General features: G+C 46.3%; 28 protein-coding genes. 9 read left to right on the forward strand and 19 right to left on the reverse strand.

Going from position 1 to position 24,896, the window contains the following annotated elements:
• Nucleotides 1–52 precede the first annotated feature (52 nt).
• The 6 genes from glpG to ftsY all read right to left on the reverse strand — a co-directional run bounded on the left by glpG (nt 53) and on the right by ftsY (nt 5,591).
• Nucleotides 53–895 carry a rhomboid family intramembrane serine protease GlpG gene (gene glpG / locus ACF8CV_RS10790; RefSeq protein WP_005496414.1) on the reverse strand — a complete coding sequence of 281 codons (843 nt, stop codon included), beginning with the start codon at nt 893–895 and terminating at the stop codon, nt 53–55.
• Nucleotides 895–1,215 (reverse strand): thiosulfate sulfurtransferase GlpE, encoded by a 321-nt coding sequence (glpE, locus tag ACF8CV_RS10795; RefSeq protein WP_005460380.1) that lies wholly within the window; start codon nt 1,213–1,215, stop codon nt 895–897. Before glpE ends, glpG begins: the two co-directional genes overlap by 1 nt.
• Before the next feature lie 491 nt (nt 1,216–1,706).
• Nucleotides 1,707–2,567, reverse strand: a complete 861-nt coding sequence (gene rpoH, locus ACF8CV_RS10800) for an RNA polymerase sigma factor RpoH (RefSeq protein ID WP_005490420.1) — start codon at nt 2,565–2,567, stop codon at nt 1,707–1,709.
• 175 nt (nt 2,568–2,742) lie between these two features.
• Nucleotides 2,743–3,711, reverse strand: coding sequence for a permease-like cell division protein FtsX (ftsX, locus tag ACF8CV_RS10805; protein ID WP_005481956.1), 969 nt, complete (start codon nt 3,709–3,711; stop codon nt 2,743–2,745).
• Entirely contained in the window at nt 3,701–4,375 is a 675-nt protein-coding gene (ftsE, locus tag ACF8CV_RS10810; protein WP_005481953.1) for a cell division ATP-binding protein FtsE, read from the reverse strand. The genes ftsX and ftsE overlap by 11 nt, the downstream gene beginning before the upstream one ends.
• Before the next feature lie 22 nt (nt 4,376–4,397).
• Nucleotides 4,398–5,591, reverse strand: coding sequence for a signal recognition particle-docking protein FtsY (gene ftsY / locus ACF8CV_RS10815; RefSeq protein ID WP_138937899.1), 1,194 nt, complete (start codon nt 5,589–5,591; stop codon nt 4,398–4,400).
• 223 nt (nt 5,592–5,814) lie between these two features.
• Between ftsY and rsmD the strand changes: the two genes are divergently transcribed.
• Together rsmD and ACF8CV_RS10825 are read left to right on the forward strand one after the other, a co-directional pair.
• Nucleotides 5,815–6,414, forward strand: a complete 600-nt coding sequence (gene rsmD / locus ACF8CV_RS10820) for a 16S rRNA (guanine(966)-N(2))-methyltransferase RsmD (protein ID WP_005455148.1) — start codon at nt 5,815–5,817, stop codon at nt 6,412–6,414.
• Nucleotides 6,415–6,439: 25 nt separating this feature from the next.
• A complete protein-coding gene (locus ACF8CV_RS10825) occupies nt 6,440–6,706 on the forward strand; it encodes a DUF1145 domain-containing protein (protein WP_005496405.1) in 267 nt (88 codons plus the stop codon).
• 52 nt (nt 6,707–6,758) lie between these two features.
• Here ACF8CV_RS10825 and ACF8CV_RS10830 read toward each other — a convergent pair whose 3' ends face one another.
• The 3 genes from ACF8CV_RS10830 to ACF8CV_RS10840 all read right to left on the reverse strand — a co-directional run bounded on the left by ACF8CV_RS10830 (nt 6,759) and on the right by ACF8CV_RS10840 (nt 8,374).
• Nucleotides 6,759–7,343, reverse strand: coding sequence for a YhgN family NAAT transporter (locus tag ACF8CV_RS10830; protein WP_005455144.1), 585 nt, complete (start codon nt 7,341–7,343; stop codon nt 6,759–6,761).
• Nucleotides 7,344–7,462: 119 nt separating this feature from the next.
• Nucleotides 7,463–7,684 carry a YecH family metal-binding protein gene (locus ACF8CV_RS10835; protein WP_015297472.1) on the reverse strand — a complete coding sequence of 74 codons (222 nt, stop codon included), beginning with the start codon at nt 7,682–7,684 and terminating at the stop codon, nt 7,463–7,465.
• A 69-nt stretch (nt 7,685–7,753) separates the two neighbouring features.
• Complete coding sequence (locus ACF8CV_RS10840; protein ID WP_005481960.1) at nt 7,754–8,374, reverse strand: lysoplasmalogenase; 621 nt, start codon at nt 8,372–8,374, stop codon at nt 7,754–7,756.
• A gap of 733 nt (nt 8,375–9,107) precedes the next feature.
• Here ACF8CV_RS10840 and ACF8CV_RS10845 point away from each other — a divergent pair.
• Nucleotides 9,108–9,287, forward strand: a complete 180-nt coding sequence (locus tag ACF8CV_RS10845) for a hypothetical protein (RefSeq protein WP_005458791.1) — start codon at nt 9,108–9,110, stop codon at nt 9,285–9,287.
• A 62-nt stretch (nt 9,288–9,349) separates the two neighbouring features.
• On the opposite strand, the gene ACF8CV_RS10850 is transcribed toward ACF8CV_RS10845, so the two are convergent.
• Nucleotides 9,350–9,718, reverse strand: a complete 369-nt coding sequence (locus ACF8CV_RS10850) for a hypothetical protein (RefSeq protein WP_005489749.1) — start codon at nt 9,716–9,718, stop codon at nt 9,350–9,352.
• Between the two features lie 241 nt (nt 9,719–9,959).
• On the opposite strand from ACF8CV_RS10850, the gene ACF8CV_RS10855 reads away from it, so the two are divergent.
• The gene (locus ACF8CV_RS10855) at nt 9,960–10,289 is read left to right on the forward strand and encodes a DUF2500 domain-containing protein (protein WP_069548449.1); all 330 of its coding nucleotides are present in this window, start codon (nt 9,960–9,962) and stop codon (nt 10,287–10,289) included.
• Between the two features lies 1 nt (nt 10,290).
• Here ACF8CV_RS10855 and ACF8CV_RS10860 read toward each other — a convergent pair whose 3' ends face one another.
• A complete protein-coding gene (locus ACF8CV_RS10860) occupies nt 10,291–11,304 on the reverse strand; it encodes an acyltransferase (RefSeq protein WP_017449415.1) in 1,014 nt (337 codons plus the stop codon).
• A 251-nt stretch (nt 11,305–11,555) separates the two neighbouring features.
• On the opposite strand from ACF8CV_RS10860, the gene ACF8CV_RS10865 reads away from it, so the two are divergent.
• On the forward strand, nt 11,556–11,936 hold the full coding sequence (locus ACF8CV_RS10865; protein WP_021449829.1) for a cystatin domain-containing protein: 381 nt from the start codon (nt 11,556–11,558) through the stop codon (nt 11,934–11,936).
• Between the two features lie 80 nt (nt 11,937–12,016).
• On the opposite strand, the gene arsJ is transcribed toward ACF8CV_RS10865, so the two are convergent.
• The 6 genes from arsJ to rhtB form a co-directional block, all read right to left on the reverse strand.
• Nucleotides 12,017–13,234, reverse strand: coding sequence for an organoarsenical effux MFS transporter ArsJ (gene arsJ, locus ACF8CV_RS10870; RefSeq protein ID WP_069488508.1), 1,218 nt, complete (start codon nt 13,232–13,234; stop codon nt 12,017–12,019).
• A 256-nt stretch (nt 13,235–13,490) separates the two neighbouring features.
• The gene (locus ACF8CV_RS10875) at nt 13,491–13,985 is read right to left on the reverse strand and encodes a cyclin-dependent kinase inhibitor 3 family protein (protein WP_025533671.1); all 495 of its coding nucleotides are present in this window, start codon (nt 13,983–13,985) and stop codon (nt 13,491–13,493) included.
• 12 nt (nt 13,986–13,997) lie between these two features.
• Entirely contained in the window at nt 13,998–14,999 is a 1,002-nt protein-coding gene (locus ACF8CV_RS10880) for an ArsJ-associated glyceraldehyde-3-phosphate dehydrogenase (RefSeq protein WP_005459102.1), read from the reverse strand.
• A gap of 42 nt (nt 15,000–15,041) precedes the next feature.
• Nucleotides 15,042–15,377 (reverse strand): metalloregulator ArsR/SmtB family transcription factor, encoded by a 336-nt coding sequence (locus ACF8CV_RS10885; RefSeq protein ID WP_005478993.1) that lies wholly within the window; start codon nt 15,375–15,377, stop codon nt 15,042–15,044.
• Between the two features lie 106 nt (nt 15,378–15,483).
• Nucleotides 15,484–16,707: an EAL and HDOD domain-containing protein gene (locus ACF8CV_RS10890; protein WP_005459079.1), complete on the reverse strand. Its 1,224-nt coding sequence runs from the start codon at nt 16,705–16,707 to the stop codon at nt 15,484–15,486.
• 24 nt (nt 16,708–16,731) lie between these two features.
• Nucleotides 16,732–17,349 (reverse strand): homoserine/homoserine lactone efflux protein, encoded by a 618-nt coding sequence (rhtB, locus tag ACF8CV_RS10895; protein WP_005459098.1) that lies wholly within the window; start codon nt 17,347–17,349, stop codon nt 16,732–16,734.
• A 65-nt stretch (nt 17,350–17,414) separates the two neighbouring features.
• On the opposite strand from rhtB, the gene ACF8CV_RS10900 reads away from it, so the two are divergent.
• Nucleotides 17,415–18,425, forward strand: a complete 1,011-nt coding sequence (locus tag ACF8CV_RS10900) for an alpha/beta fold hydrolase (RefSeq protein WP_025501751.1) — start codon at nt 17,415–17,417, stop codon at nt 18,423–18,425.
• 245 nt (nt 18,426–18,670) lie between these two features.
• A complete protein-coding gene (locus tag ACF8CV_RS10905) occupies nt 18,671–19,495 on the forward strand; it encodes a Cof-type HAD-IIB family hydrolase (protein ID WP_005478981.1) in 825 nt (274 codons plus the stop codon).
• Between the two features lie 51 nt (nt 19,496–19,546).
• Here the strand turns inward: ACF8CV_RS10905 and ACF8CV_RS10910 are convergent, their stop codons facing one another.
• Nucleotides 19,547–20,017, reverse strand: coding sequence for an EVE domain-containing protein (locus tag ACF8CV_RS10910; RefSeq protein ID WP_023623316.1), 471 nt, complete (start codon nt 20,015–20,017; stop codon nt 19,547–19,549).
• A 47-nt stretch (nt 20,018–20,064) separates the two neighbouring features.
• Between ACF8CV_RS10910 and ACF8CV_RS10915 the strand changes: the two genes are divergently transcribed.
• Both ACF8CV_RS10915 and ACF8CV_RS10920 read left to right on the forward strand, forming a co-directional pair.
• Nucleotides 20,065–21,615: a COG3650 family protein gene (locus ACF8CV_RS10915; RefSeq protein WP_138937901.1), complete on the forward strand. Its 1,551-nt coding sequence runs from the start codon at nt 20,065–20,067 to the stop codon at nt 21,613–21,615.
• The gene (locus ACF8CV_RS10920) at nt 21,615–22,229 is read left to right on the forward strand and encodes a tRNA-uridine aminocarboxypropyltransferase (RefSeq protein WP_138937902.1); all 615 of its coding nucleotides are present in this window, start codon (nt 21,615–21,617) and stop codon (nt 22,227–22,229) included. Before ACF8CV_RS10915 ends, ACF8CV_RS10920 begins: the two co-directional genes overlap by 1 nt.
• Nucleotides 22,230–22,301: 72 nt before the next feature.
• Here the strand turns inward: ACF8CV_RS10920 and ACF8CV_RS10925 are convergent, their stop codons facing one another.
• Complete coding sequence (locus tag ACF8CV_RS10925; RefSeq protein ID WP_021822232.1) at nt 22,302–24,788, reverse strand: EAL domain-containing protein; 2,487 nt, start codon at nt 24,786–24,788, stop codon at nt 22,302–22,304.
• Nucleotides 24,789–24,896 lie beyond the last annotated feature (108 nt).

Consider the following 24,896-nt stretch of genomic DNA (forward strand, 5'->3'; position numbering starts at 1 on the left):
TGCTTTAGATACAAAAAGACCGCTTTCGAGCGGTCTTTTTTTGTTTTTGCTATCACGCTTGTTGTTGGTATTTCTGCTTGCCCGAGTCGAACAGCGCAATCGCCATCCCGGCCAACAAGCCAGCTAAGTGAGCCGTATTGGCAATGGCCATAAACGGTTGCACAAAACCAAGTACCAGCCACACCAACATAAAACCGATGATGGATTTCGGCAGCGTTAAACCTAAATGAGGTAAGCGGTAACCCAAAACCCACAAATAACCGAGTAGCGCGTACACAACACCAGATAACCCACCGAAGTTTGCACCTTCAACATAGAACTGACCAGCACCAGAGAGTGCCGCAGACACCACAAAGATTTGCAGTAACTTACCAGAACCAAGGCGACGTTCAATATCGCCACCAAGTTGCCACCACCACAACAAGTTAAAGATGATGTGTGTTACCGAGAAATGCAGCAATGCATGACTCACCCAACGCCATAATTGCCATTGCTGGCCTTCAAACGCGGGAAAGTGCAACAGAGCAAATACCCCATTTCCAAAGCCTAACATCTGCAAACCATAAATCACGGCACATACGGTCATGATCAATAAGGTCACTGGACCGGCTTTGGCTTTGATCATTCCCATGATGCTTGGGCTAGCGTAATGAAATTGGCTCTTACGAGTATCGGCAACGTCCCAGGAAGCGGCGCTGTATTTGCTAGCGGATGGATTCGCCAAAAATTGCTTCAGTTCGGCTTCTGCCTCAACTTCATGCTGGCTGTCCGTAAGCCAAAGTGCAAATTGTCCTTCACCTTCGGGCATCATCTCAATATCTATCTGACGAGAGGCCATATAATCGATAAAGGCTTGCGCCATTCGTGGATTATTTAACGTTACCAATCTCTTCATTAACTTCTCACTATCGGTAGTTGTGCTCGCTGCCAGGCTTCAAAGCCACCGTCTACACTGTACACCTGTTCGAAGCCTTGGTTAACTAAATATTGTGCTGCGCCTTGGCTGCTAATTCCGTGATAACACATCACGAGGATCGGTTGTTCAAACTCTACATCTTCCATAAACGCCACAATCGTATCGTTGGTTAGATGATAAGCCGACTCAGCATGTGCGACGGCAAACGATTGAGGATCACGAATATCTACAAGCTTTGCCTCGCCCTGCTCAAGCAAAGCCTGTGCACCTTGTACATCGATATGCTGAAACTGGTCCATTTACTTTCTCATTTTGTCGTTATGAATATACCCAAATAACCTTGGCACCCGAGCTAAACACTCTGTCGCTCGGTGTATTAAGTCGGAGAAAGTCATTTGGGTATACTGCCGCCATTGTAACCTATCCAGTGGTAAACTTAGACACAAGGATAATCAGGGCTTTTAAAATTGTACACATTCCAACCATTTGTGGATAAAGCTGTGAATTGCGTTGATAAAGTATATTTGGATCTTTTGATCCACAAGATGTAGTGATGATCCTGATCTAGCTGTGTGTATATTTATAACTATCCCCAAGCGATAAAACCGCTATCACCCTTATTTTGTCTGGGTTTCGAACAGTTGATAAATAATTACTTCACAGAGTTATGCACAGGTAGCACAGAAAATTTAGATCGCAAACGCTACCTATTTTCGATCGAAAATAAAAAAGCCGAGATCACATGATCTCGGCTTTCTATGAAAATCTTACTTTATATTAGAGGCTGAAGTTAGAACTCACCAACGGCCAGTTTCAGCTTCTTCATCGCATTCTTTTCTAACTGACGAATACGCTCTGCAGAAACGCCAAACTCATCAGCCAAGTCTTGCAATGTTGCTTTCTCATCGTCTAACCAACGAGAGCGCACAATGCGTTGGCTACGCTCATCTAGGCTTGCTAGTGCGTGACCAAGACGATTGTTGGTGTGCATTTCCCAGTTTGCAGCTTCGATGTTGTCAGCCACGTCCGACGATTTGTCTTCTAGGTACAGCATCGGTGCAGTGTATGAACTAGTCGCACTGTCATCATCGTCAGTTGGCATATCAAACGTTGAATCAACCGCCGCAAGACGTGATTCCATTTCACGAACTTCGGAAGGTTCTACGCCCAACTCACGAGCTACGGTTTCGACTTCGCCATTGTTAAACCAACCTAAGCGTTTTTTCGATTTGCGTAGATTGAAGAACAATTTACGCTGCGCCTTAGTTGTTGCAATTTTAACGATACGCCAGTTACGTAGTACGTACTCATGGATCTCTGCTTTGATCCAGTGAACAGCAAAAGACACCAAACGTACGCCCACTTCTGGGTTAAAACGTTTAACGGCTTTCATTAGACCGATATTGCCCTCTTGCACTAGATCTGCCATTGGCAAACCGTAGCCTGAGTAACCTCGAGCAACGTGAACAACGAATCTTAGGTGTGACAGGATCAGGCCTTTCGCAGCCTCAATCTCACCTTTGTAGTGTAATCGTTCTGCCAGTTCACGCTCTTCGTCTGCTGTCAGCATTGGGTAGCTGTTTACAGATCGAATATAGCTATCAAGGCTATCTTGCGTGACTAGAGCCATCGGATACGCTTCTTTTGTCATTCAATTCCTCATCAATCTCTGATCTGGAGCATTACATTGCAATTTAGCTTCGATATCTTGAACTCAAAATGAACAAGTTTCAAGAAGGGCGAGCAATTATCCATAAACAATTGGTCTAAACAAGAGGTAAAAATTAGCTTGTGCTAATAAATTCCAAGTATAAGACCTTCATCACTTAAACTGGTTCAATTTCTTTTAAGTGACGCTGCGCTGAAATGCGCGCGGCAATACAACCTAAAAGGCTACCGGTGATAATCAGCAGCAAAGATTCATCCCAACTTAGGCCAATCAAACGGAATTGGCTGTCGTACAACGCGGCAAGATCTTCTACAGCGCTGTTCATCACAATGGTCACTAACGCCGTGACAAACCATGCAATGACAGCACCTAATACACCAAACCACATGCCTGTGTATAGGTACGGACGCAAAATGAAGCCGTCGGTCGCACCGATAAGCTTCATGGTTTGAATCTCTTCTTTATTCGCCAGTACATTAAAACGTAATGTGTTACCAACGATTAAAAATACCGCACCCAACATCAGGATTGTCAGAGTCACGACAATAATGCCTGCTAGTGTTTTGATGGCATTTAAGCGCGCAAGCCAGTCTTCATCTAGCCTAACATCGGTCACATCTTGTTGTTGACCTACTTCTTTTGCTAGGGCTTGAATGTCTGTTTTGATATCAGATTCTGGCGTAATCACCAACACGCCTGGTAATGCATAACCGCTTAGCAAGCTCAGTGCTTGGTCAAAACCCGCGTACTGGCTTAAATCGGCCAAACCTTGCTGTGGAGAAATATATTCCACTTCTTTTACAAGAGGCCAAGTTTCAATTTGATCTTTGAGAACCATCACACGCGCATCCGGCATGCCTTCCACTAAGTAAGCACTAACTTGCGAGGGAGATGCCACATCTTCGGCAGCGCCTGCCACGTTTTTGCCCAATAGATACAAACAAGCTGGCATGGCAAGTGCCATGGAGATCACCGCTAGAGTCAGAATGTTGCCTAGTGGTCGTTGCCATAAGGCGCTAAAAGAGGATTTTGCTTGTTTTGCATGAACAGAGAAAAAACCATCGGTATTTGCACGCTTGGCACTGCGGCCTTTCCCTTTTTTTTGGGAGTGCTTGTTACCTGCCATAGTCTTCTACCTCACTTAGGAAGCCTTGGTTCAATTCAAAATGACGATATTGTGGGCGAGTGTTTACTAACCCAACATCGTGCGTGGCAAGTAGGATGGTCACGCCCGCACGGTTAAATTCTTCGAATAAACGCAACACACGGTTGGATAATTCTGGGTCAAGGTTACCCGTTGGCTCATCTGCCACTAATAACGTTGGTCGGTTTACCACTGCACGGGCAATACCAACGCGTTGTTGTTCACCACCAGAGAGCTGGCTCGGCAAACAACGGGCTTTATCGAGTAAGCCCGTTTTGTCTAACGCCGCAGAAACGCGACGCTTAATTTCAGTTTCGGAAATCGATTCAATACGCATCGGCAGTGCGACGTTGTCGTACACACTGCGATCCATTAATAGACGGTGGTCTTGAAAGACAATCCCTATATTGCGGCGCAAAAATGGAATGTCTTTGCTTGGAATGCGCGTGATGTCGTGACCATTGAAATGGATTTTGCCATCGGTCGGACGCTCTATCGCACATATCAATTTCAACAAGGTACTTTTACCGGCGCCGGAGTGCCCGCCTAAAAACGCCATTTCTCCGCGCCTCAGGTGAAAATCGACTTTCTGTAGTGCTTGTCGACCACCTCGGTAAGCTTTACTCACTTGTTGAAATTTGATCACCGTTGATTTCCTCTAACTTCAATTACTCTTCACGGCTAAACAAAGCGTCGATAAACTCTTGAGTTTCAAAAGGACGCAAGTCTTCAATGCCTTCGCCTACACCAATGTAGCGAATTGGAATACTAAACTGATCAGCGATAGCGAAAATAACGCCGCCCTTCGCTGTACCATCCAGCTTAGTCAATGTAATCCCGGTTAGAGGAGCTACATCACTGAAAAGTTTCGCTTGGCTAATCGCATTTTGGCCAGTACCTGCATCCAGCGTCAGCATGATTTCATGTGGTGCAGAATCATCAATTTTCTTCATCACACGCACAATCTTGCGTAGCTCTTCCATTAGGTTGGCTTTGTTTTGTAGACGACCCGCCGTATCGGCAATAACCACATCGACGCCACGCGCTTTTGCCGCTTCAATCGCATCGTAGATAACCGATGCGCTGTCTGCGCCAGTATGCTGCGCGATCACAGGAACATTGTTACGCTCGCCCCACACTTGTAGCTGCTCAACTGCAGCCGCTCGGAAAGTATCGCCAGCCGCTAACATCACTTTCTTGCCTTGGCTTTGGAACTGCTTCGCAAGTTTACCGATGGTGGTGGTTTTACCCACACCATTCACACCAACCATCAAGATGACATAAGGTGTTTTGCTGCTGTCGATCTCTAGAGGCTGTTCTACTTTAGATAGAATCTCCGCCATTTCTTCTTTCAGCAGACCATAAAGAGCTTCGCCATCTTTCAGATCACCACGAGAGGCTTTTTCTGTCAGGTTGTTGATGATTTTTGTGGTGGTGTCCATGCCCACATCGGCAATGAGCAGTTGCTCTTCTAGCTCTTCAAATAGGTCGTCATCGATTTTTTTACCGCTGAACAGACCAAAGAAACCAGCACCGATGTTCGCTTTCGTACGGCTAAGGCTGCGTTTAAGGCGAGCGAAGAAGCTTTCTGTCGGCTTTTCTTGCTCTTGAATACGAGGCGCAACCGGTACTTGTGGCTCTTCTGCTTCTGCTTCTACTGGGGCAGCCTCAGCTTTTTCTGGCTCTTGTTCAAGCTCTTGAGTTTGTTGAGCTTGCTCAGCAAACTCTTCGGTTTGCTGCTCTTCAGAAGGCGCTTCCACTGCTTCTTCTGTTACTGTTTCTTCAGTTTTTGGTTTTGGGCTTTGTTCTTCGTCACCAAAACCTAGCCACGAAAGTAATCCGCGCTTCTTTTTTTCCGTCATCTGGGGCTATCCTAGATTGTCTTTTTATCTATTAATGACTCTTTTTTGACAAGATTATTATCTGTCTAAAAAAGGCTAATGACAAAGTTGTGAAAACTTTCCAATTAGGTGATTCTAATCTTATTAGTGTTACACTCTGTCATCTTGAATTTTCTGGGCTGTATCCAAGCTCAAAGCTTGGGCGATTGGGTATAGTATCACTTTATTAGCGGTCAAAAAATCTATGGTAAGACGTCGCCAGCAAAACACATCACAAAAAAAGCCAACAACGGGCTTTGTTCGCATTATTAGTGGTTTATGGAGAGGCAGAAAACTCCCTGTTCATGACGCTGAAGGTTTGCGTCCAACCACTGACCGCGTGAAAGAAACCCTGTTTAACTGGTTAGCACAAGATGTGCCGCAAGCAAAATGCCTCGATTTATTTGCTGGCTCTGGTGGTTTAGGTTTTGAATCGGCGTCACGCCAAGCAGAACTCGTGACCATGATTGAGCTCAACCCGCAAGCTTTTCAGCAGTTACAAAAAAACGTCGCGTCGTTGAAAGCCACTAATATCCAAGTGGTGAATACCGATGCCTTGAGCTTTCTGAAACAACCAGGCACACCACATCACGTGGTTTTCATCGATCCACCTTTCCGTAAGGGACTATTGGATGAAACCGTGACCTTGCTAGAGCAAAACGGTTGGCTTGCAGAAGATGCAATGATTTATATTGAAACGGAAAAAGAGCTGAGCATTGCCGGGCTTCCGGAAAATTGGCACCTGCACAGAGAAAAAACCGCAGGCCAAGTCAGTTACCGTCTGTATGAACGTACCTCAGCCTAACGCCTCGATTTAAAAGGACACTTAAATGAAAGCACTACTTATCCTAGCTAAAGCGGCGATTGCCTTTGTTTGGCTGGTTTTGATTCTGAATATTGTGATGCCATTTCCAGGTAATGCTGCGATTGCGTTGTACATCATGACAGCCTTCTTGTTCATCATGCACGGTTTGCAAATGGCAATCTTCATTGGTGCATTTGGAGATAAGATTCAGATGAGCAGTTGGGAAAAGTACTCCATTTTGATTTTTGGTATTTTTGCCCTACTCGACATTCGTCGTAAACACATGATGTAAACATCGCCATAAAGAAAGCCGCTCACTGGAGCGGCTTTTTGTTGTCTTTGATTTATCCCAAATAGCTTTTCACACCATCTAGGAACATCTGGGTGGAAATCATCACCAATAACAAGCCCATTAAGCGTTCCACCGCTTTCAGACCGCGTTCGCCCAACAGACGATTGAAAAAGCCATAGAACATCAAAATAAAGAAGGTCGCGCCCCACGCAATCACCACCGACGCTGAAAGTTCGACCAGTTTGTCGGGATGCTGGGAAGAAAGCAGAAGCAACGCGGCAATCACTGATGGGCCAGCAATCATTGGAATTGCCATTGGCACAATAAACGGCTCTTCACCCGCTGCTAACCCGGTGATGCTCCCTGCACTTGGGAAAATCATCTTAATTGCGATGATAAATAAGATGATGCCACCAGAGATACTCAAAGTTTCCGGCTGTACGTGCAAAAAGCTCAAGATGCTTTGTCCGGCGAACAAGAACAACATCAAAATCAACAAGGCAAAAATCAGCTCGCGGATGAGCACCTTACGACGACGTTTGGGATCGATGTGTTTAAGAATGGACAACACAATGGGCAAATTGCCAAGAGGGTCCATGATAAGAAACAGCATGGTCGCTGCAGAAAGAATATCCATGTTCTGGCCTCGACGAAAAAAATGGCGACCAGTGTATAGTAAGGAGATTGTGCGAGTATACGGCTAAGGGCGAAATCAGATAATTCGCCCTCGATTACCGAAACAACCTCAGACGCCGCTTAATGGTTGCAAATACGCGCCATGTTGACGACGAACTTGCCTTCGAGTTCGCGAACCTTATCGCGCTGTAATAAAAAGGTTAGCAATGCATCTAAGTCTAGATCATTCAACTTACAGGTATGAAAACGTACGTCTGCGCCAAAATGTTGTGCGAGCTCGTCGCGGCTCATTGGGGTTTCACGTAGTAGGTTTAGTAAGTTGTGAGCATGAATGTCACTCATCATTAACTCCAGTTAGCAAATAGAACCCGACCAGTGTACTGAAATCGTCGAGCACTGCTTTGACTTACGTTAGTAAATGATAGAAGCAACAATGAGTGCATGAGCAAGAAAGTAGCTACCACTTACCCAAACATACGCGCGCTTCATTGGTTTACGGAATCCGTGTATGGCGTAAGCGAGCGCGGAATACGTCATGATGACGGTGCCACTAAAGCCAATGGCATTCGCGTAGCTAGGCGTTTGCAGCCAAACCTCACCGGCTGCCCAAGCGAGCTGCACTAGCATTATGCCCATAGTCACAACGGGAAAAACGAGCGAATCTAACTGCGGTAAAAGAAGGAAAAACGCCACGATACTGGCGGCAAGCAACAAAGCCAGCAACCACCACACGATATCGCCATTGAGCTGAACCCAAAAAGATTTGCTGTAGCACACTTGCGCTGCGAGATAGGCAGCAAAATAGATCAGCTTACGTGTTTTAAACGAATGCAGCGTATCGGCGAACATAGAAACCACCAAACCACCAGCAATCCAGTAGCTGTGATCGGCCGACGGCCCTTGGGTTAGCACCAAAATAAGAAGAAGTAATAGCGTAAAGATTTTAAACACTAAGGATTGTGTCGGGTTCGCTTGCTTTGCACCCAACACGGAATACATACCTGATAACCCTATCGCCAGCCAACTCCACATGCCGTACATACCTTTTACTTAAACTCGCCGCTAGTCTAGGTAGACCAGTTTTGATGTAAAGACACAATCTACGAAAGTTGGATCTCGCTAGCGATTCGAAACATTTTGTAACCCTCTCTAGCGCTAGCAAAAATAATGTGGATTGGAATTCGTGGTTAGTGCTCACACGATTTCATAGTGTGTGTAAAAAAGCCAACTTGTGTGTATGACCATCAACACGGACAAACATCAACCACAAAAAGTCTGGTTACCCCTATTCATCCTGATATGGGAAAGAATGCCATGATAAGCCCATCTAAACATCACTCTCCAAGTAGATTTGTTTGTATTAAAAATATCATTAAAACAACGTAACCCAATGATAAATAAAACACATTAACGTTAATGAGGGCAAAAACACCATTAGCCGCTCCACGACCCACCAATTATACTTCCTTGCCAGATTTTCTCATCAGATAAGAAATTCTTGCACCATCCTAGTGCCTTCATTAACCACCGCCATAACACAACACTCACTTTTCTCAACTTTTGAGAAATACAGACAAAATACCAAATCAACCACCAAACTGAGACAAAAAACAATATAACAGCCACTTATTAACCATTTACAACGCATCAAAATCAATAACTTAAAACACAAAAGCATAATTAAGACCCAAAGCGAACACTTTAAATACAGCCCAAAAAACACTGTTTTATTGGTCAATTTAAAGTAAAAACAACCAAGTTAAGTATGAGTTTTGAAAAGTTTTCTACAGATACGTTGATCAACAGCCAAAAACAGTGCTATATTTACTCCATCGAGTTCATCAAAGATTTAAGAGGTAGTGTTATGATTTCATCTTCTCAAAAACAAGGGCTGGTTATGATTGCAGTGGTTGTGGGTTTAATGACACTGCCAATGATGTACTAAGTCACTGATTAAAAATAAAAAAGGACGCTTTCGCGTCCTTTTTTATTTCTCAATTTTTAGGTTTACTGTATGTGCTCTGACAAGATGTCCCAATGCATGTAGTAAAAACCGAGTGCAGCGAGTGTGATTAGCGCCATTAGCAAAATAGCGGTTCGCCAAATAAAACGGGAACTTCTTGGCGTTAACTCTTTTTCACAGTCATCACACGCTGCCATGAAACCTTTTCGATCATCCAGCTTATAGTTGTCCTCATGCACGACTTTATTACGCACAGTGGCGATAAAACGCAATTTCGCGATCACATCATGAGGTAAGCGCTCTTCACAACTGCTGATAAGTTGGTGCAACCCTTTCCCTTCTGCGTGATATTGAGTACGCAGAAGCTTTTCGATCGTTCGGGTACGCATGACTACTTTTTCGATATCTGACATCGTAACCCTCCTTTACTGACCTTCCCTTCGTTAGTCATTTCATTCTTCTATAAATTTAGAGCTTTTTCGAGCGGTTAAGTGCAATTTTCCTTTCAAATTGTGCCCTTGCACGCATATAAACTGTGAAGTCCGCCGAATAAAATCTACACCCCTTTTATTAGATCACGAATAGTTTATCTCAACTCATAGTTTAATCAGGGAGTTCTGTAGAATAGGGCCCAATGAAACATTGGAGGTTATCATGCCAATCTCACTTATCTTGGCCATTTTTGCCCTCATCGCCCTTGGCGCTTGGGTGTTCTTTCGTTTCTACAGCAAACATTACGTTGGTGAAGATGCGCCAGAACAAAGTGTTCAAGTCACTATTTTAGACAAACAAGCGATCGATGTGCCGGATGCGCAGCCGGGACAGGACGACCAAGAATATTGGATTTATGTGCAACGTGGCCCAATCGGCCCGAAACGAGAATTCCAAATTGGTGTGCACTATTACCACGCGCTTAATCCAGGTGATAAAGGCACCCTGACCTACAGCGGCGACAAATTCCTACATTTCGCAATCAAACGCTAACTTACGGCAGTAACCAACGAGTCTTGGCTGATTTCGAGAACAAATAACTCATCGCCAAGGCTCCCGCCCCACTTAACACAATCCACACAGGGATCACCCATGCCGGATGACCGGTATACCAACCGAACTCTTTCATCGGCCATAAAAAGATTGGGTGAAGTAAGTAAATGCCTAAGCTGTGCTGGCTGATAAAACTCACCACTTTCTGCACGTTCTTCGGCAACCCTTCCCCAAAATACCGACACAGCATAAAAATCATCGATGCCGCCAAAATCACGTTCAATGTTTTGTATGACAACCAACGCCCCACGGTGTATTTCTCTGCTTCTAAACTGTTAGTCACCACCATGGTGAATGTCACGGCTAACGCTACCAATCCAAACCCAGTGAACAACGTCACCATAGAACGATTTAGTGGCACTTTTTGAAACAGAACATAACCCAAAGGCAGATAGCCCATATAGAGCCACATTTGGTTACTCCATGGTCCATCAATCTTGAACAGGAATAGCGTGCTAGTGAACATCCAAAAAGCCAGATAGGTATAGAGGACATTGTCATCGACATTACGTGCCATCCATTGGAATAGAGGAATCACGAAATACAGTGGAATAAAATAATAGAAGAAGCCTAAATGGTAATAGGTGGCATGAAACGGACTATTACTCAGCACTTCTTTGACGGTTTCAAAATCGAATCCTTGTGCCGTCCAACCCGATAGATACGCGTAGAACGTCGACCAAATTAGAAAAGGCACCAACACCTTCCCCAAACGCCGCTTCACGTAATACTTGCCATCAAAAGGACGTGTATCACTGAGCATCAGAGCGCCCGTAATCAAAATAAATACCGGCACCGCCCATCGGGTCACGCTGTTCACTCCAACGGCGGTGAGCCATTGGTCCATTGGTATCACGCCCAACTCGTTTCGATAAGGCGCCAAGACATGAATAGCGATCACAGCCACTGCGGCGACGCAGCGCAATAAATCAAAAAACAGAACCCTTTCTCTCATATCCTTTCCTACCTTGGATCGCTTATCGTTTATAGCATAGGGCAATTTTCACTCAATTAAATAGTTAACAATCTGTTTTTGCTTATTTTTAACCCAACAATGACCTGTTAATTGTATTTAACCGATAAATACTGCTGAACAGAATCAATTGAAACGAAGCGATATGTGACCAACACTTTCTCGAATATGAAACAGATATAATGAACAGAACCCCCTAGGATACTGAGCACATTACAAAGAAAGGTCTTGTTATGAAGAAAACATTATTGGCGTCACTCGTATGTGTAGTGGCTTTAGCTGGATGTAATCAAAAGGAAGAGACCGTGGCACCTGCCCAATCGCAACCGGAAGCGAACCCAATCTGTAACTTAGAAAAACTGCCCGGCGGATGGTCACAAAGTGACATGACCGATGAAGCGCAACCATTGCTTGATGTGGTACTCGCGCAAATGAACACTTCCGCTAAGTTAAAGCAAATCCTCAGTGTTCGCACTCAGGTGGTAAGCGGCATGAATTACGCGATTGAATTTGAAATGGATAATGGCGAAATCTGGAATACGATTGTCTACCGCTCGTTAGACGACGAAATCAAGATGACGCAACCTGCAAAACTTGGACGCTTCTGCTCATAATATGCAGACATAAAAAATGGCTTCCGATTGGAGCCATTTTTATTCACGATGTTCTGTTCAGCCCATCACATTCATCAGAACTAAGCCGTGGCGATATTAGCTTTAGGCAACTTAATCGAAATCAACGTTGTCAGCGCCAAGAAAGCGAAAGAGACCCACAAACACGCCGCTAGTCCAGCTTCTTGGTAAATCCACCCCGACAATACCGTGCCAATCAAACGTCCCATGGCGTTGGCCATGTAGTAAAAGCCGACATCCAACGAGACGCCGTCGCCTTTGGCATAGCTCACAATCAGGTACGAATGCAGCGAAGAGTTAATGGCAAAGACCGCACCAAAAATCATCAGCCCAACCACAATCACGATTTCCGGCTGCCAACCAATTTGTACTCCGTAAGCAATCCCGCCGGTGATTAAGGCAAGAATCCCCGCCCACACTAATGCCGCACTTCCATCAGGCACGCGACCCTGCGCTTTACCCGTAATGCGCGGCGCAAAACCTTGTACAAAGCCATACGCGATCACCCATGATGCTAAAAAGCCACCAACCCACAAGTGATCCCAGCCAAATACGCTGCCGAGATAAACCGGCAAAGCCACCACAAACCAGACATCCCGCGCACCAAACAGGAACATGCGCGCTGCGGACAAGATGTTGACCGATTCAGACTTAGAAAAAATGTGGCTAAACTTAGGCTTAGTTTTCGCTTTGCCCATATCGGCTTCTAGCCAGATCATGCTGCAAATGAACACTACCGCGAGCACACTCGCCATAATAAGCATCGAGTTTTGGAAACCCACCCAAGACAACAACAAGCCACCGACAAAGAAACCCGCCCCTTTGAGTGCGTTCTTCGAGCCCGTCAAAATCGCCACCCATTTGTAAAGCGCGCCTTGCTGCTCATCTGGTACTAGCGTCTTAATCGCACTCTTGGCACTCATCTTGTTGAGGTCTTTAGCGATACCAGACAAAGCTTGCGCAGCCATCACCCAAGGAATCGTCAGCCAAGCGTTGGGCACTGCCAACATTAACAACGCAAACACTTGCATCGCTAGGCCAATATTCATGGTTTTGTTCAGGCCTAACCGGGCCCCTAACCAACCACCAATCAGATTGGTCACCACGCCAAAAAATTCATAGAAAAGAAAGAGCGAGGCAATGGCTAACGTTGAATAACCCAAGTCGTGAAAATAGAGCACCACCAGCATACGCAGCGCTCCGTCGGTTACGGTAAAGTTCCAATAGTTAAACGTCACTAACATGTACTGACGAATACTTTTGCTCAATTGAGAAATCATATTGACCTCTTATGTACAGCGATAGACGCATTTAGATCATCATGTTCTAAATACTGATTAACCTGCACACCAGCCATAAGGCGATACAACCTTAGTTCAAGTTTACAAACACGCTGGCATTTATAATTGAAAATTAATAATCAATAAAAACAAAAGGTTAAATTACCACCTTCCGCTTTATCGCTGAGCTATATTCCATTATAAAAGCCAGACAATAGCTTTTGGATCATGATGTTCCAAAAGCTATTTAAGCTGATCAGGCGTCTTTCGCCACCCGTTCGATGTACTCAAGCTGCACTGGTTTGGTAAACGCGCCTGGGCGCAGTGCCTGAACTTCTCGCACGATATCGTCCAGCGTCCATTCTTTTTCTAGCAGCAAGTGAGCTGCGAACAAACCAGTGCGACCCGAGCCGCCCATGCAGTGCATCGCGACTTTGCCATCTTGAGCAAGAATCGCATGCAGTTCAGGGCTAGCTTGTTGCCACTTCACCGCGAAATCCTCACTGGGTGCGCAATCATCTTCAATCTCGATCTGGAACCATTTCATGCCCAGTTGTTGGGTAACTTCACCCAAATCCGCGACGTCTTTCGATGCTAGCTCAGCATTGTCCAGTGCCGTAACCACTGCTTGAACACCCTGCTCTTTTAATTGCTGTAAAGACGTTTTCAAATCGACGCCTTTCGTGCCCGGGCACGGTGTTAGGACTAATGCACCAGAGGCCAAATCTAATTGCCATGTAGGATGAGACATTGTGAACTCCTATTAAGCCAAACCAACGTTACGAACCAATTCTGCGGTACGCGTTGCGTAACCCATTTCATTGTCGTACCACGCGTAAATCTTCACCATGCGAGAGCCAACGACCATTGTTGAGAGTGCATCAACGATGGTTGAGCGTTGATCGCCTTTGTAATCGATCGACACCAACGGACGCTCTTCAAAGCCAAGAATGCCTTTTAGCTCCCCTTCCGACGCTTCTTTCAGCAAAGCATTCACTTCTTCTGCGGTGGTATCGCGTTTCACATCGAAGATGATGTCTGTCAGTGACGCATTCGCTAACGGTACACGCACTGCGTGGCCGTTAATCTTGCCTTTTAAATCAGGGAAAATTTCCACAATCGCAGTCGCACTGCCCGTGGTGGTCGGGATAAGACTCATGCCACACGCACGAGCACGACGCAGATCTTTGTGCGGAGCATCCAAAATGGTTTGCGTATTGGTCAAATCATGAATCGTCGTGAAAGAAGATTGCTCAATGCCCAATTTCTCATGAATGACTTTTACCACTGGTGCGATGCAGTTGGTCGTGCACGAAGCCGCTGTCACGATACGATGTTTGTCAGGATCGAAAATGTGGTCGTTCACGCCAACAACGATGTTCGCAATGCCTTCTTCTTTCACTGGTGCGCTAACCACCACTCGCTTCACGCCCTGATCGAGATATTGGTCAAGGTACGAAGTTTTGCGGTGCACGCCTGTCGCTTCAATCACGACATCACAACCAGACCAATTCACTGCATCGATGTCGCGATGCTGTGTCGTCGCGATGCGCTTGCCATTGATGACGAGTTCATTTCCCTCAACCTGCACTTCATGGTGCCAACGGCCTTGAACAGAGTCGAACTCCAATAAGTGGCCCAACGTTGCTGCATCGCCCGCAACATCATTGATTTGCACAAATTCCAATTCTGGCCAATCGAATGCCGCGCGCAGCGCCAAACGCCCAATGCGCCCAAACCCGTTAATCCCTACTTTAATCGTCATAGTCTCACCCTTTAATCTTCAACCTTGAATCTTTGTTCGCTGTTAACAGCAAGCCTCACGACTTTTATCGTGCAAGCGTGTAATGTCGTCTTGGTATTCTTGCTTCAAGCAATTCGATGCTACTAAGTCTTCAATCAACTTGCGCATCCATCCTGGCAATTGCTGCGATAACTCGTAGTACACCCATTGTCCCTGACGCTTATCGACTAAAATGCCACTCGATCTTAACTGAGCAAGATGACGAGAAACTTTCGGCTGACTCTCTTGCAATGCAAACGCCAAATCACCTACGCAAATTTCTCCTTCGCGGGCCACCAGCATTAAACAGCGCACACGAGTCTCGTCAGATAAAAGCTTGAAAAACTGATGTGGAAGCATAGTTAACATACCTATATATGGATATGCGCATATGTTTATTTAATTGTGCCAAGGCGTCAAGAGCCACGCCCTTGCCTTCATAAAAGTTTCATACTAATAGAGAGAATTAGACCGTGACGACGCTTTGGCTCCAGCGAACCGCTTCACTTAACGAGGCTTTGACTTCATCGAATGACAAACCCAACTGACCCGAGAGCTTTTCGACGCCATGCCAATCTGCTCGCTCGTAGCATTCTTCTAGTGAGATCAGCACGCCGTACTCACCCTTACGATGCAGTAACGCTTGCTGCACAGAATCACTCAACGGCAGTTGCTTCACCAAAGCTTCGATCGATAAGTCGAGCATGGCATCTAAGATCGACAATAAGCCGACCATAAAGCCTTGCTCATTAAGATGAGAAAAAGGTTGGTAACGCGACATCAGCTCACAGAACTGGGCACGTTGCAAAGAGAGGTTGTACAACTCACGCGGTTTGTTGCTTGAGATGTAAGACGCCACCACCAAAGAGACAAATTGCTTCAGCTTGTCTTGACCAAGGTAAATCAGCGCCTGACGGAACGAGCTGATTTCCACCTCTAATGTGGTGATCTGGGTATTCACAAAACGCAGTAACTTGTACGACAAGGCCACATCTTGCGTAATGATGCTTTCAATGCGGTCAAAATCCGGCTCTGGCGCGCAGACTTCCCGAAACAGTTGTAACGCTAACACCTGCTCCGGACTGACGTATTTGGTTTGCGACACCAATGGCTTGCTAAAAAAGTAGCCTTGAAAGAATTTAAAACCCGCCGCTTTGGCTTGCTCAAACTCTTCTGCGGTTTCGACGCGTTCCGCTAAAAAGTGATATTTGACGCGCTTAGCGAGGTGGGTTTTAACCAGCTCACACGCTTTTTCTAGCCCCATCGCCATGATATCGAGTTTAACGATGTGCACATAAGGTAAGAAGCGACGCCACTCCGGCGTTAAGGTGAAATCATCCAGCGCGATCAAATAACCTTCTCGATATAACTCGCGAATTGCATCGAGAAGATCATCGGTAGGTTGGCAAGTCTCTAAGACTTCTACGACGATTTTGTTTTTTGGCAAGCTGCGAGGCAAACGGCGTACCAAGCTCTGATGAGGAAAGTTGATGAAGCATCGCGAAGACGCAATCACTGGGTTAGTACCCAGTGATAGAAAGTTCTCGACGATTAATCGGTATGTCGCTCGGTTTGATTCGATATGAGCGGGATAGGCGTTGCTTTCTCCATCTCTAAATAACAATTCATAACCCAGCGTCTGTCTTTTACGGTTAAAAATCGGCTGACGAGCGACATACGTTGTATTCATGCGATAGAACTACCTATAAATGGCTTAGGATTTTGCAGCCGCTAATAATGCGCCACAACCCATAAACATTGAACCGAATACTTTGTTAATTTTACCCATGATCTTGTCTGAACGGATAAAGCGTCCCATCTGCGCCGCTAACGTGGTGTAACCCAACATTACGCACGCATCAATCACCACTGTCGTCACCCCTAGCGCCAACAATTGCGTCAGTTGGTCTTTTGCAGGGTCGATAAACTGAGGGAACAACGCCACCAAAAAGACGATCGATTTAGGGTTAGTCAGGTTAATTAAAACGGCTTTATACAATAATGCGCTACCTGACATCTCTTTGTGACTCTCATTGGCAATCAAGCCTGAAGTGTCACGCCATTTCTGAATACCCAACCATACAAGGTAAGCCGCGCCTACCCATTTAATGATAGTAAACGCAGTTGCCGATTGCGCCACCAGCGCACCGATGCCAGCGCCAACCAAGGCGATGTGAATCGCGAGTCCGATTTGCAGACCAACAATCGCGCCAAGCGATTTACGCGTGCCGTAACTCAAGCCATTGCTGATTGAGTTAACCGTGCCTGAACCCGGAGCCAAACTAAAAACGATTGCAGTTACCACATAGGCCAACCAAACGTGGGTATCCATTGCATTTCCTCACTAATTCTTCGATGATACATCGCGTCTACAATGTATCTTCAGGTAATCGACTAATGGCTACTAACCATTCACCTTTGACTTATACTCAAGAGACTTTATTTGAGCAAGCAATTGGTGGTCCGATCGCAGCACTTTGGCAAACTCGCCAAGAGGGCTTTGTTAAAGGGACAGAGAAAAAGAAAATCTACTGGTGCAAACTCACCAACCCTGAACACAAAAAAGCCGTGCTGATCGTCAATGGCCGCATCGAATCTTCCTGGAAGTACCAAGAGCTGTTTTACGATCTCTACCGCCAAGGTTACGATGTGTATTCCTTTGACCACCGAGGACAAGGTTTATCAGATCGCCTATTATCTGACTCTGATATGGGTCACGTCTATGACTTTACTGACTATATTGATGATATGGACGTGGTGATCAAACAACACGACCTTAAACAATATCAGCAATGCTTTATCATCGCGCACTCCATGGGCGGTGCCATCGCAACGCGCTACCTGCAAACCCACCCAGAGAACCCATTCACTGGTTTGATTTTAAGCGCACCCATGTTTGGCATTAACTTACCGTGGTACTTATCACCCATCGCTATCCCAGTGACGCAAATTCTTTCTGCCGTGTCACCACTGCCGCGTTATGCGCCGGGCCACAAGCCGTACTTTCCCAAGCCTTTTGAGGACAATCCTCTCAGCCAAAGCGCAGGCCGCTACCAGTGGTTTCGCAATCTCTATACAGAAAAACCGGAACTGCAAGTCGGTGGACCAAGCACTCGCTGGGTATGGCAAGGACTCATGGCAGCGAAACAGTGCTTTTTGTTAACTCGCCAAGTAAAAGTGCCTGTGCTACTGGTTCAAGCAGGCAATGATCGTATCGTCAGCAATCTCGCGCAAAAACGCTTTATCGAGAAGCTGCGTAAAACCAATCCTCATGCGGCATTGCTTTCTATTGAAGGCGCACAGCATGAAATCTTGTTCGAAACAGACCAGTACCGCAATCAAGCGCTCGATGCGATCTTCCGCTTTATGGATGACCCTACTTCGTCGTCAGACGAAAAAATGCAATAAGAGTTGTAGGCGACCACTTCACCGCAATAATTAAAGAGGAAATGTCTCTCAAACGATTTACCCTCTTTTTCATCCTTATTTTGGCGTACACTGCTTGCGTCTGTTTCGCCCACCTCGCACGTTTAACGAGGAAAGCAGGCAGCATTACGTTCCCCCGCATTCGGAGCAGTATGATCTAGTCAGTCTACTGTACTCCGTTTGCAATCAACCTGTTCCACTCTATCCAAACCGTTTACGAGGGCTTCATGAGCACATCGCTACCTTGCAAAGAGATCACTAAAATCGTTGCCTCAGATCTGGATGGCACGTTACTGGCACCAAACCATCAGCTAAGTGCTTACTCAAAAGAGACGCTAAAAGCGCTGCATGAAAAGGGTTACACCTTTGTCTTTGCAACGGGTCGCCACCACGTAGACGTTGCAAGCATTCGTCGCCAAGTGGGCATTCCGGCTTACATGATCACCTCAAACGGTGCGCGTGTTCATGACCAAAACGATCAACTGATGTACAGTGAAAACGTACCTGCGGATTTGGTTCAAGGCGTGATCGACACGATCAAACATGATCACGAGATACTTATCCACATGTATCAAAACGACAGTTGGTTGATGAACAAAGACGACGAAACACTGCGTGATTTCCATGACGAATTTACATACGTCTTATTCGATGAAGACCAAGCGCCTACCGACGGCATTGCGAAAATTTTCTTCACCCATCCAGCGCAAGATCATGAACGTTTGGTGGTGTTTGAAAACAAACTGCGTGAACAGTTTGGCGACAAATTGAATATCGCGTTCTCTACTCCTTGGTGCTTAGAAGTAATGAGTGCCGGCGTTTCGAAAGGCCACGCGCTACAAGCAGTCGCGGAAACTCTGGGTTTAACGCTCGAAAACTGCATTGCATTTGGCGACGGCATGAATGATGTCGAAATGCTATCAATGGCAGGCAAAGGCTTAGTAATGGGCACTTCGCACGAGAAAGTGATGAAAGCGCTGCCAAACAATGAAGTGATTGGCAGCAACGCAGACGATGCCGTGGCGCATTACCTGCAAGATCACCTGCTCTAACCCTTGGGTTAACAACAAAATCACGAAGGGCTGCAATTTGCAGCCCTTTTTTTATCTCTGGCTTGGTAACTTCTCTTTGCCAAGAATCGCTTCCCACTCATCTTCGGTCACAGGCATGATCGAAAGGCGATTTCCGCGTTTCACCAGTGGCATGTTCTCAAGTTCAGGCATCGCTTTCATGACCGACAGTGGGATCACCCGCGCGGTTTTACGCACAAACTCAATATCGACCATGATCCAACGAGGGTTATCTGGGTCCGATTTTGGGTCGTAATAATCACTTTCTAGGTCGAACTGAAAATGGTCGGGATAGGCTTCTCGTACGACTTTGGCAATCCCCGCCACGCCAACATTTTTACAGGAAGAGTGGTAAATCAGGACGAAATCGCCCACCTTTACTTGGTCACGCATCATATTGCGCGCCTGATAATTACGAACTCCCTCCCAACATGAAACCTTTTGGGTTCTAAGCGTGTCAATAGAAAAGGTATCTGGTTCTGTTTTAAATAACCAATATGCCATAATGCCATCCGATGCCGATTGAGTAACAATAATGAGGAAGATATAACATGAAGGCTTTGAAAAACCCAGTGGCACTCGCCACTCTGCTGGTTCTGCAAGCATGTAGTTCGCAACCGCCACAATCTGGCGCGGAAACACCAACCTCTCCACCAGCATCATTAGATAAGCCTGAAACCATTCAACCTCAAACTTTTATGTTGCGCGGCAAAGTAATCATCGGCCATGAAAGCCAATACATCATGCCTTGCGGCAGCGACAAACAATATTGGTTGCAACTGTCACCACAACAAATTCAACGCGCCATTAAGCTCGGCAATGAACCGTACCAAACCATGTATGGCGAAGTCATCGGTCATCTTAATCCTCCGGGCATTGATGGTTTCTCTGCGGATTTCGACGCCAACTTTGTGGTTGAGCAAGTGAACTTCCTCACTACCGAAAACCCAAATCGTTGCAGCCAACCGCAAAAACCGACGCGTGTATTTGGCAACGAGCCGTCTTGGGCAGCCAGTTTTGAAGCCAATGCGCTTAAGTTCCAACAAATGGGTAAAACCACCGAAATGCTGTCTATTCAAAGCAGTCAACTGCAGCCGCGCCAACGCACTTATAGGCTTGATGATGGTGAACTACGCATGACGGAAAACCTCTGTTCAGACACCATGAGCGACTCTTTATATGGCTGGAAAGCAACACTCAAACACGATGGAAACACTTACCAAGGGTGTGGCATGGCAGCGAACGTTGATGCAACGCTTAGCTGGGCAAATACCTATGTAGCCACCTCAACGCAATCACAAGGTTTTGAGGTGCAAATGACCTTAAACCCTGACCACAGCGCCACGACGAAATACAGCTACTCAAACGGTCAAGACCCATTAGTGGAACGCGGCTTCTGGCAACAGTTGAGCCCGTCGCAAGTTCAAGTTGTGATGACCCACCACCAGCAACAACGTTTGATGTCTGAGCGACTCTTTACGCGCGATGGCAACCAACTCAAAGCCACCAAGGAAAAAGTGGGCAGCATGGTGTACCCGATCGCCGATGGTGGCTTAGTGCTTTACCCAGCAACCGTTCGTGATGCAGGCGTTCAACAACCGGCGGCGAAGCGCGCAGACCAACCTATCGGCAGTGCTGACGTCCCATCCAGTGCCGATTTCGATTCCAAAGTCGATGCTGCGGTACGTAACTACTTCTTCATTCACCAAACCGACCCAAGCAATAACCAATACCGCTGGTTAACGTACGATCTCAATGGTGATGGTAATGAAGAACTGCTGGTTCAATTGGATTGGTGCGGCTCAGGCGGTTGTACGCTCTTGGTGTTCGAAAACCATGAAAAAGAATGGCGCTTCAATAGTCGAATTACACTGGTAAGAAGCCCAATAATGCTCGGCCAACAAACGTCGCACGGTTGGCGCGACCTGATTTTCGATGTTAGTGGCGGTGGCGCAACACCAGCAAAACATGTCATGCAGTACACTGGCGTAAGCTACCCTCTGAACCCGAGCATGGCACCAACAGCCACACCAGAACAAATCAGTGGTGTTCGTCTGTTCTCGGATGGTATTAGCCCAGTGCGTGAAGGGGTTCGACTGTAATGTCACAACCGTGTCCCCATTGCGGTTTTCAGTTCAACTGTATTTGCTCGCTGGTGCCTAAACTCACCAGCAAGCACGACATACTGCTATTGATGCACCCAAATGAGCTTACTCGTGACACCAATACGGGCCAGCTATTACAGCATTGCCAACTCAACGTCGAGCAAGCAATCTGGGATCGCAAACAACCACCAGCAGAGTTGCTCACTCGCTTGGCTGATCCTTCGCTGTACCCGGTGATTCTATTCCCAAGTGAAGAAAGCATCACACTCGAACATGTGGAAATGCAAAGCCAGCAACAAGCCAAAATGCCGCTGTACATTATTTTGGATGCCACCTGGCAAGAAGCACGCAAGATGATCAATAAGAGTCGCTGGTTAGAAGGTATCCCTACCATGGGACTTTCCGCACTCGCCGATTCTCAATATCAACTGCGACGTAATCAGCAACAAGGCAACTTGTGCACCTTTGAGGTTGCTGCCCACTTATTAGGTCAACTTGGTGAGCAGGATAACCAACAGCAACTGCATACGTTTTTTGCTCACTACCTTGTACTGTTCCAAGCCGAGAAAAGTGGCCATGCTCTCAAGCCGTCACCACTCTCTCTCGAATAAACCCAATCGACGAAACAAAAAACGCAGCCAAGGCTGCGTTTTTTTATTGGCATTGTTTCACGTGAAACACGACTAAAACAGACGCGTAGGTTCACCTAAGTAGTAGCCTTGCAGATAATCGACGCCCATATCCTGCGCGATTTTGCACACCTCTCGATTGTGCACAAACTCCGCGACCGTTTCTGCATTAAACACCTGGCACAAACGCACCAACTGAGAAGCTATTTTGCGCTGCTTTAAATCCTTATCGATGTCTCGAATCAAGCTGCCATCCAGCTTTATCACTTCCGGCTCTAGCTTTAAGATCTCATCAATATTGGAGTATCCAGAACCAAAATCGTCCACGATAATGCGCGCACCCAGTTTTCTGAAATGGCTGCACACTTCTATCATACGGCCGTAATCTTTAATCTGTTCAGACTCCAGTACTTCCAGCCCTATTCGCGTCGGGTCATTCAACTGGCTGATTTCATGCTCCAGCAACATCAACGTTTTGTCGCTCAACAAATCTTGCGGAGACAGGTTAATCGAGAAATCCCCTTTCTTATCTCGCATGTAATGCAGCGTCGAGCGGATCATGTGACGACTCAATCTGGTGTACAAATGCGTGTCTGAGATGATCGGTAAAAATCGCCCTGGAGCAATCACTGTTCCGTCTTCTTCTAAAATCCGCACCAGACATTCTTGGCTGGCAGGAAGATGACTGTAAGCGTGCACAATCGGTTGGCTATACGTAATAATGTTCTGCTTGAGAATCGCGCGGCTGACGCAACTCAACCACCCTAGTTGCTCTTTACGTACATCTTCACTGACTTCGATGTCTTTAGCGTTGCAAATATGCGTGTTGCTGCGAACGCCAGAACGACGCGCTTCTATGCCTTTTAATAAGAGCTCATCAGGAGAAGCCGAAGGAAAATCACGACGGCTAACCAAGCCACCACACAAGGAAATAGACAGGTAATCAATTTCGCGCAGGCCGAGCGGCTCAAAGTTAGTTTGCTCAACCGCATCAGCAAAACGAGTAAAGTGCTGTTTGATAGTCTCGCTACTTTGTTCAGCCTTAAACACAAAAGCCCACTCACCTACACCAATGCTGTACAGTTGCAGCGCCGCTGGCATGCCTAAGCGCTTTCTCAATCGATTGGTAAAATGCATCGACAGATCTTTGAGCAGCTGGTCTCCGACTCGATACCCGTACTTTTCGTTGATGTGGCTGAAATTGAGTAGCTTAAGCGTTAACAAATGCTCGTCACAATCGATGTGACTTAAGCGCTCTTGCAGCGCCACGCGATTTTGCAGCCCCGTGCGACTGTCACGACGGTAGCTTTCTTGTAACTTGCGAGTTTGACGATCAAGTTGATAACCCATGTGAGCGTTCATATGATTCAAATCGCCAATCGCATTGCGTATTAAGCTAAACAGCGGTGAAATCGAAGCGCTCACTTGCGGTTTAGGCAAATTCAGCGATTGCACCTCATCGCCTTCGCGCATCGCAAGGTACGTCAAACTGTGGTGAAGAATTTCTGGCTGGCCAATGTCACCATGTATTTCACCCATGCAGTAGCTGCCAAAGGTCGCGGCAATATCCATAAACGCCTGCACTTCATCGCTGCTATCAATAAAATCCAGCCGTGAGGCACAGTTGTAAATCATCACTACTTCTGGCTGATGCATAGCAAGTTCCACCACCCCATGACGCACTTGTTCTAACGTCAGAGAGGGATGGTTATAGCAAAACTGAACCTCATCACCGAGGCACCACGGCCTATCGAAACTCATGCTTCCATCAGCGTGAAGTTCTGTGACGGTACAAACTTCCTTGCGCCCCAACGTTTCTCGATACAACGGGAAACTGAGTAATTGGTTAATCGTCACGTCGTGCCCGTCGGCAAGATAATGCTTGTAAACATCGAGGGCTTTACGCTCTCCTAAGCAATACAAGCGCGTGCCTTTCGCATGCGTCACTTTGTGCGGCATGCCGATTGGGTTCCACTCGGAATACGCGTCTGTCCAAGTTTTCAAAGTATCACTGTGCAAAGCCACTGCCACTACGGCGTTGTCGTATGTTTGGTTTTGATAGAGCACCCAACAACCGTCTTCTATGGTTTGCGCTAATCCACCAGACACTCGCACGTTTTCGGTCGCAAAAGTTTGATACAAAGGATAATCACGACGTTCGATTTGCACGGCAAAACTGATGATGACTTGAGAGTTGCTTTGTAACTGCAGCGAACGTTTGAGCTCGCCACCGTCTATATCGGGAGAGAAAGAATACGCTTGGACGGCAGACGTTAGCGTGGTTTGGTCAAACTCAATCAGGTTGATGAGGCAGCCAGAGGTAAAAATGTCGCCATCCAAAATTACATTGCGAGTACTGTGACCGATGACATGAGCATTGGGCAACATCGACAAAACCGCTTTGGCGAGTGCAGCCGCACATTCTCGCGATTGCGTAGACAAAATTTGCACCAAATACTGTTTATCTGGGTGCAACTGAGAAGTGACTAAAAAGTCATTAAGCTGACTTACATCGTGGACCCGTTTGGAAAAAGCTCGCATGTACCCTACTACTGCCGTAACACTATTTTCACCACGATGAGTGGCGTCGTTATTTTTACTTTAGGCTTAGTAATTTACGTTTCTTTTTGATGCTTTTCTAGGCACAAA

The organism is Vibrio sp. zbq_1, from assembly GCF_043102935.1.
In the GTDB taxonomy this organism is placed as follows: Bacteria; Pseudomonadota; Gammaproteobacteria; order Enterobacterales; family Vibrionaceae; genus Vibrio; species Vibrio parahaemolyticus.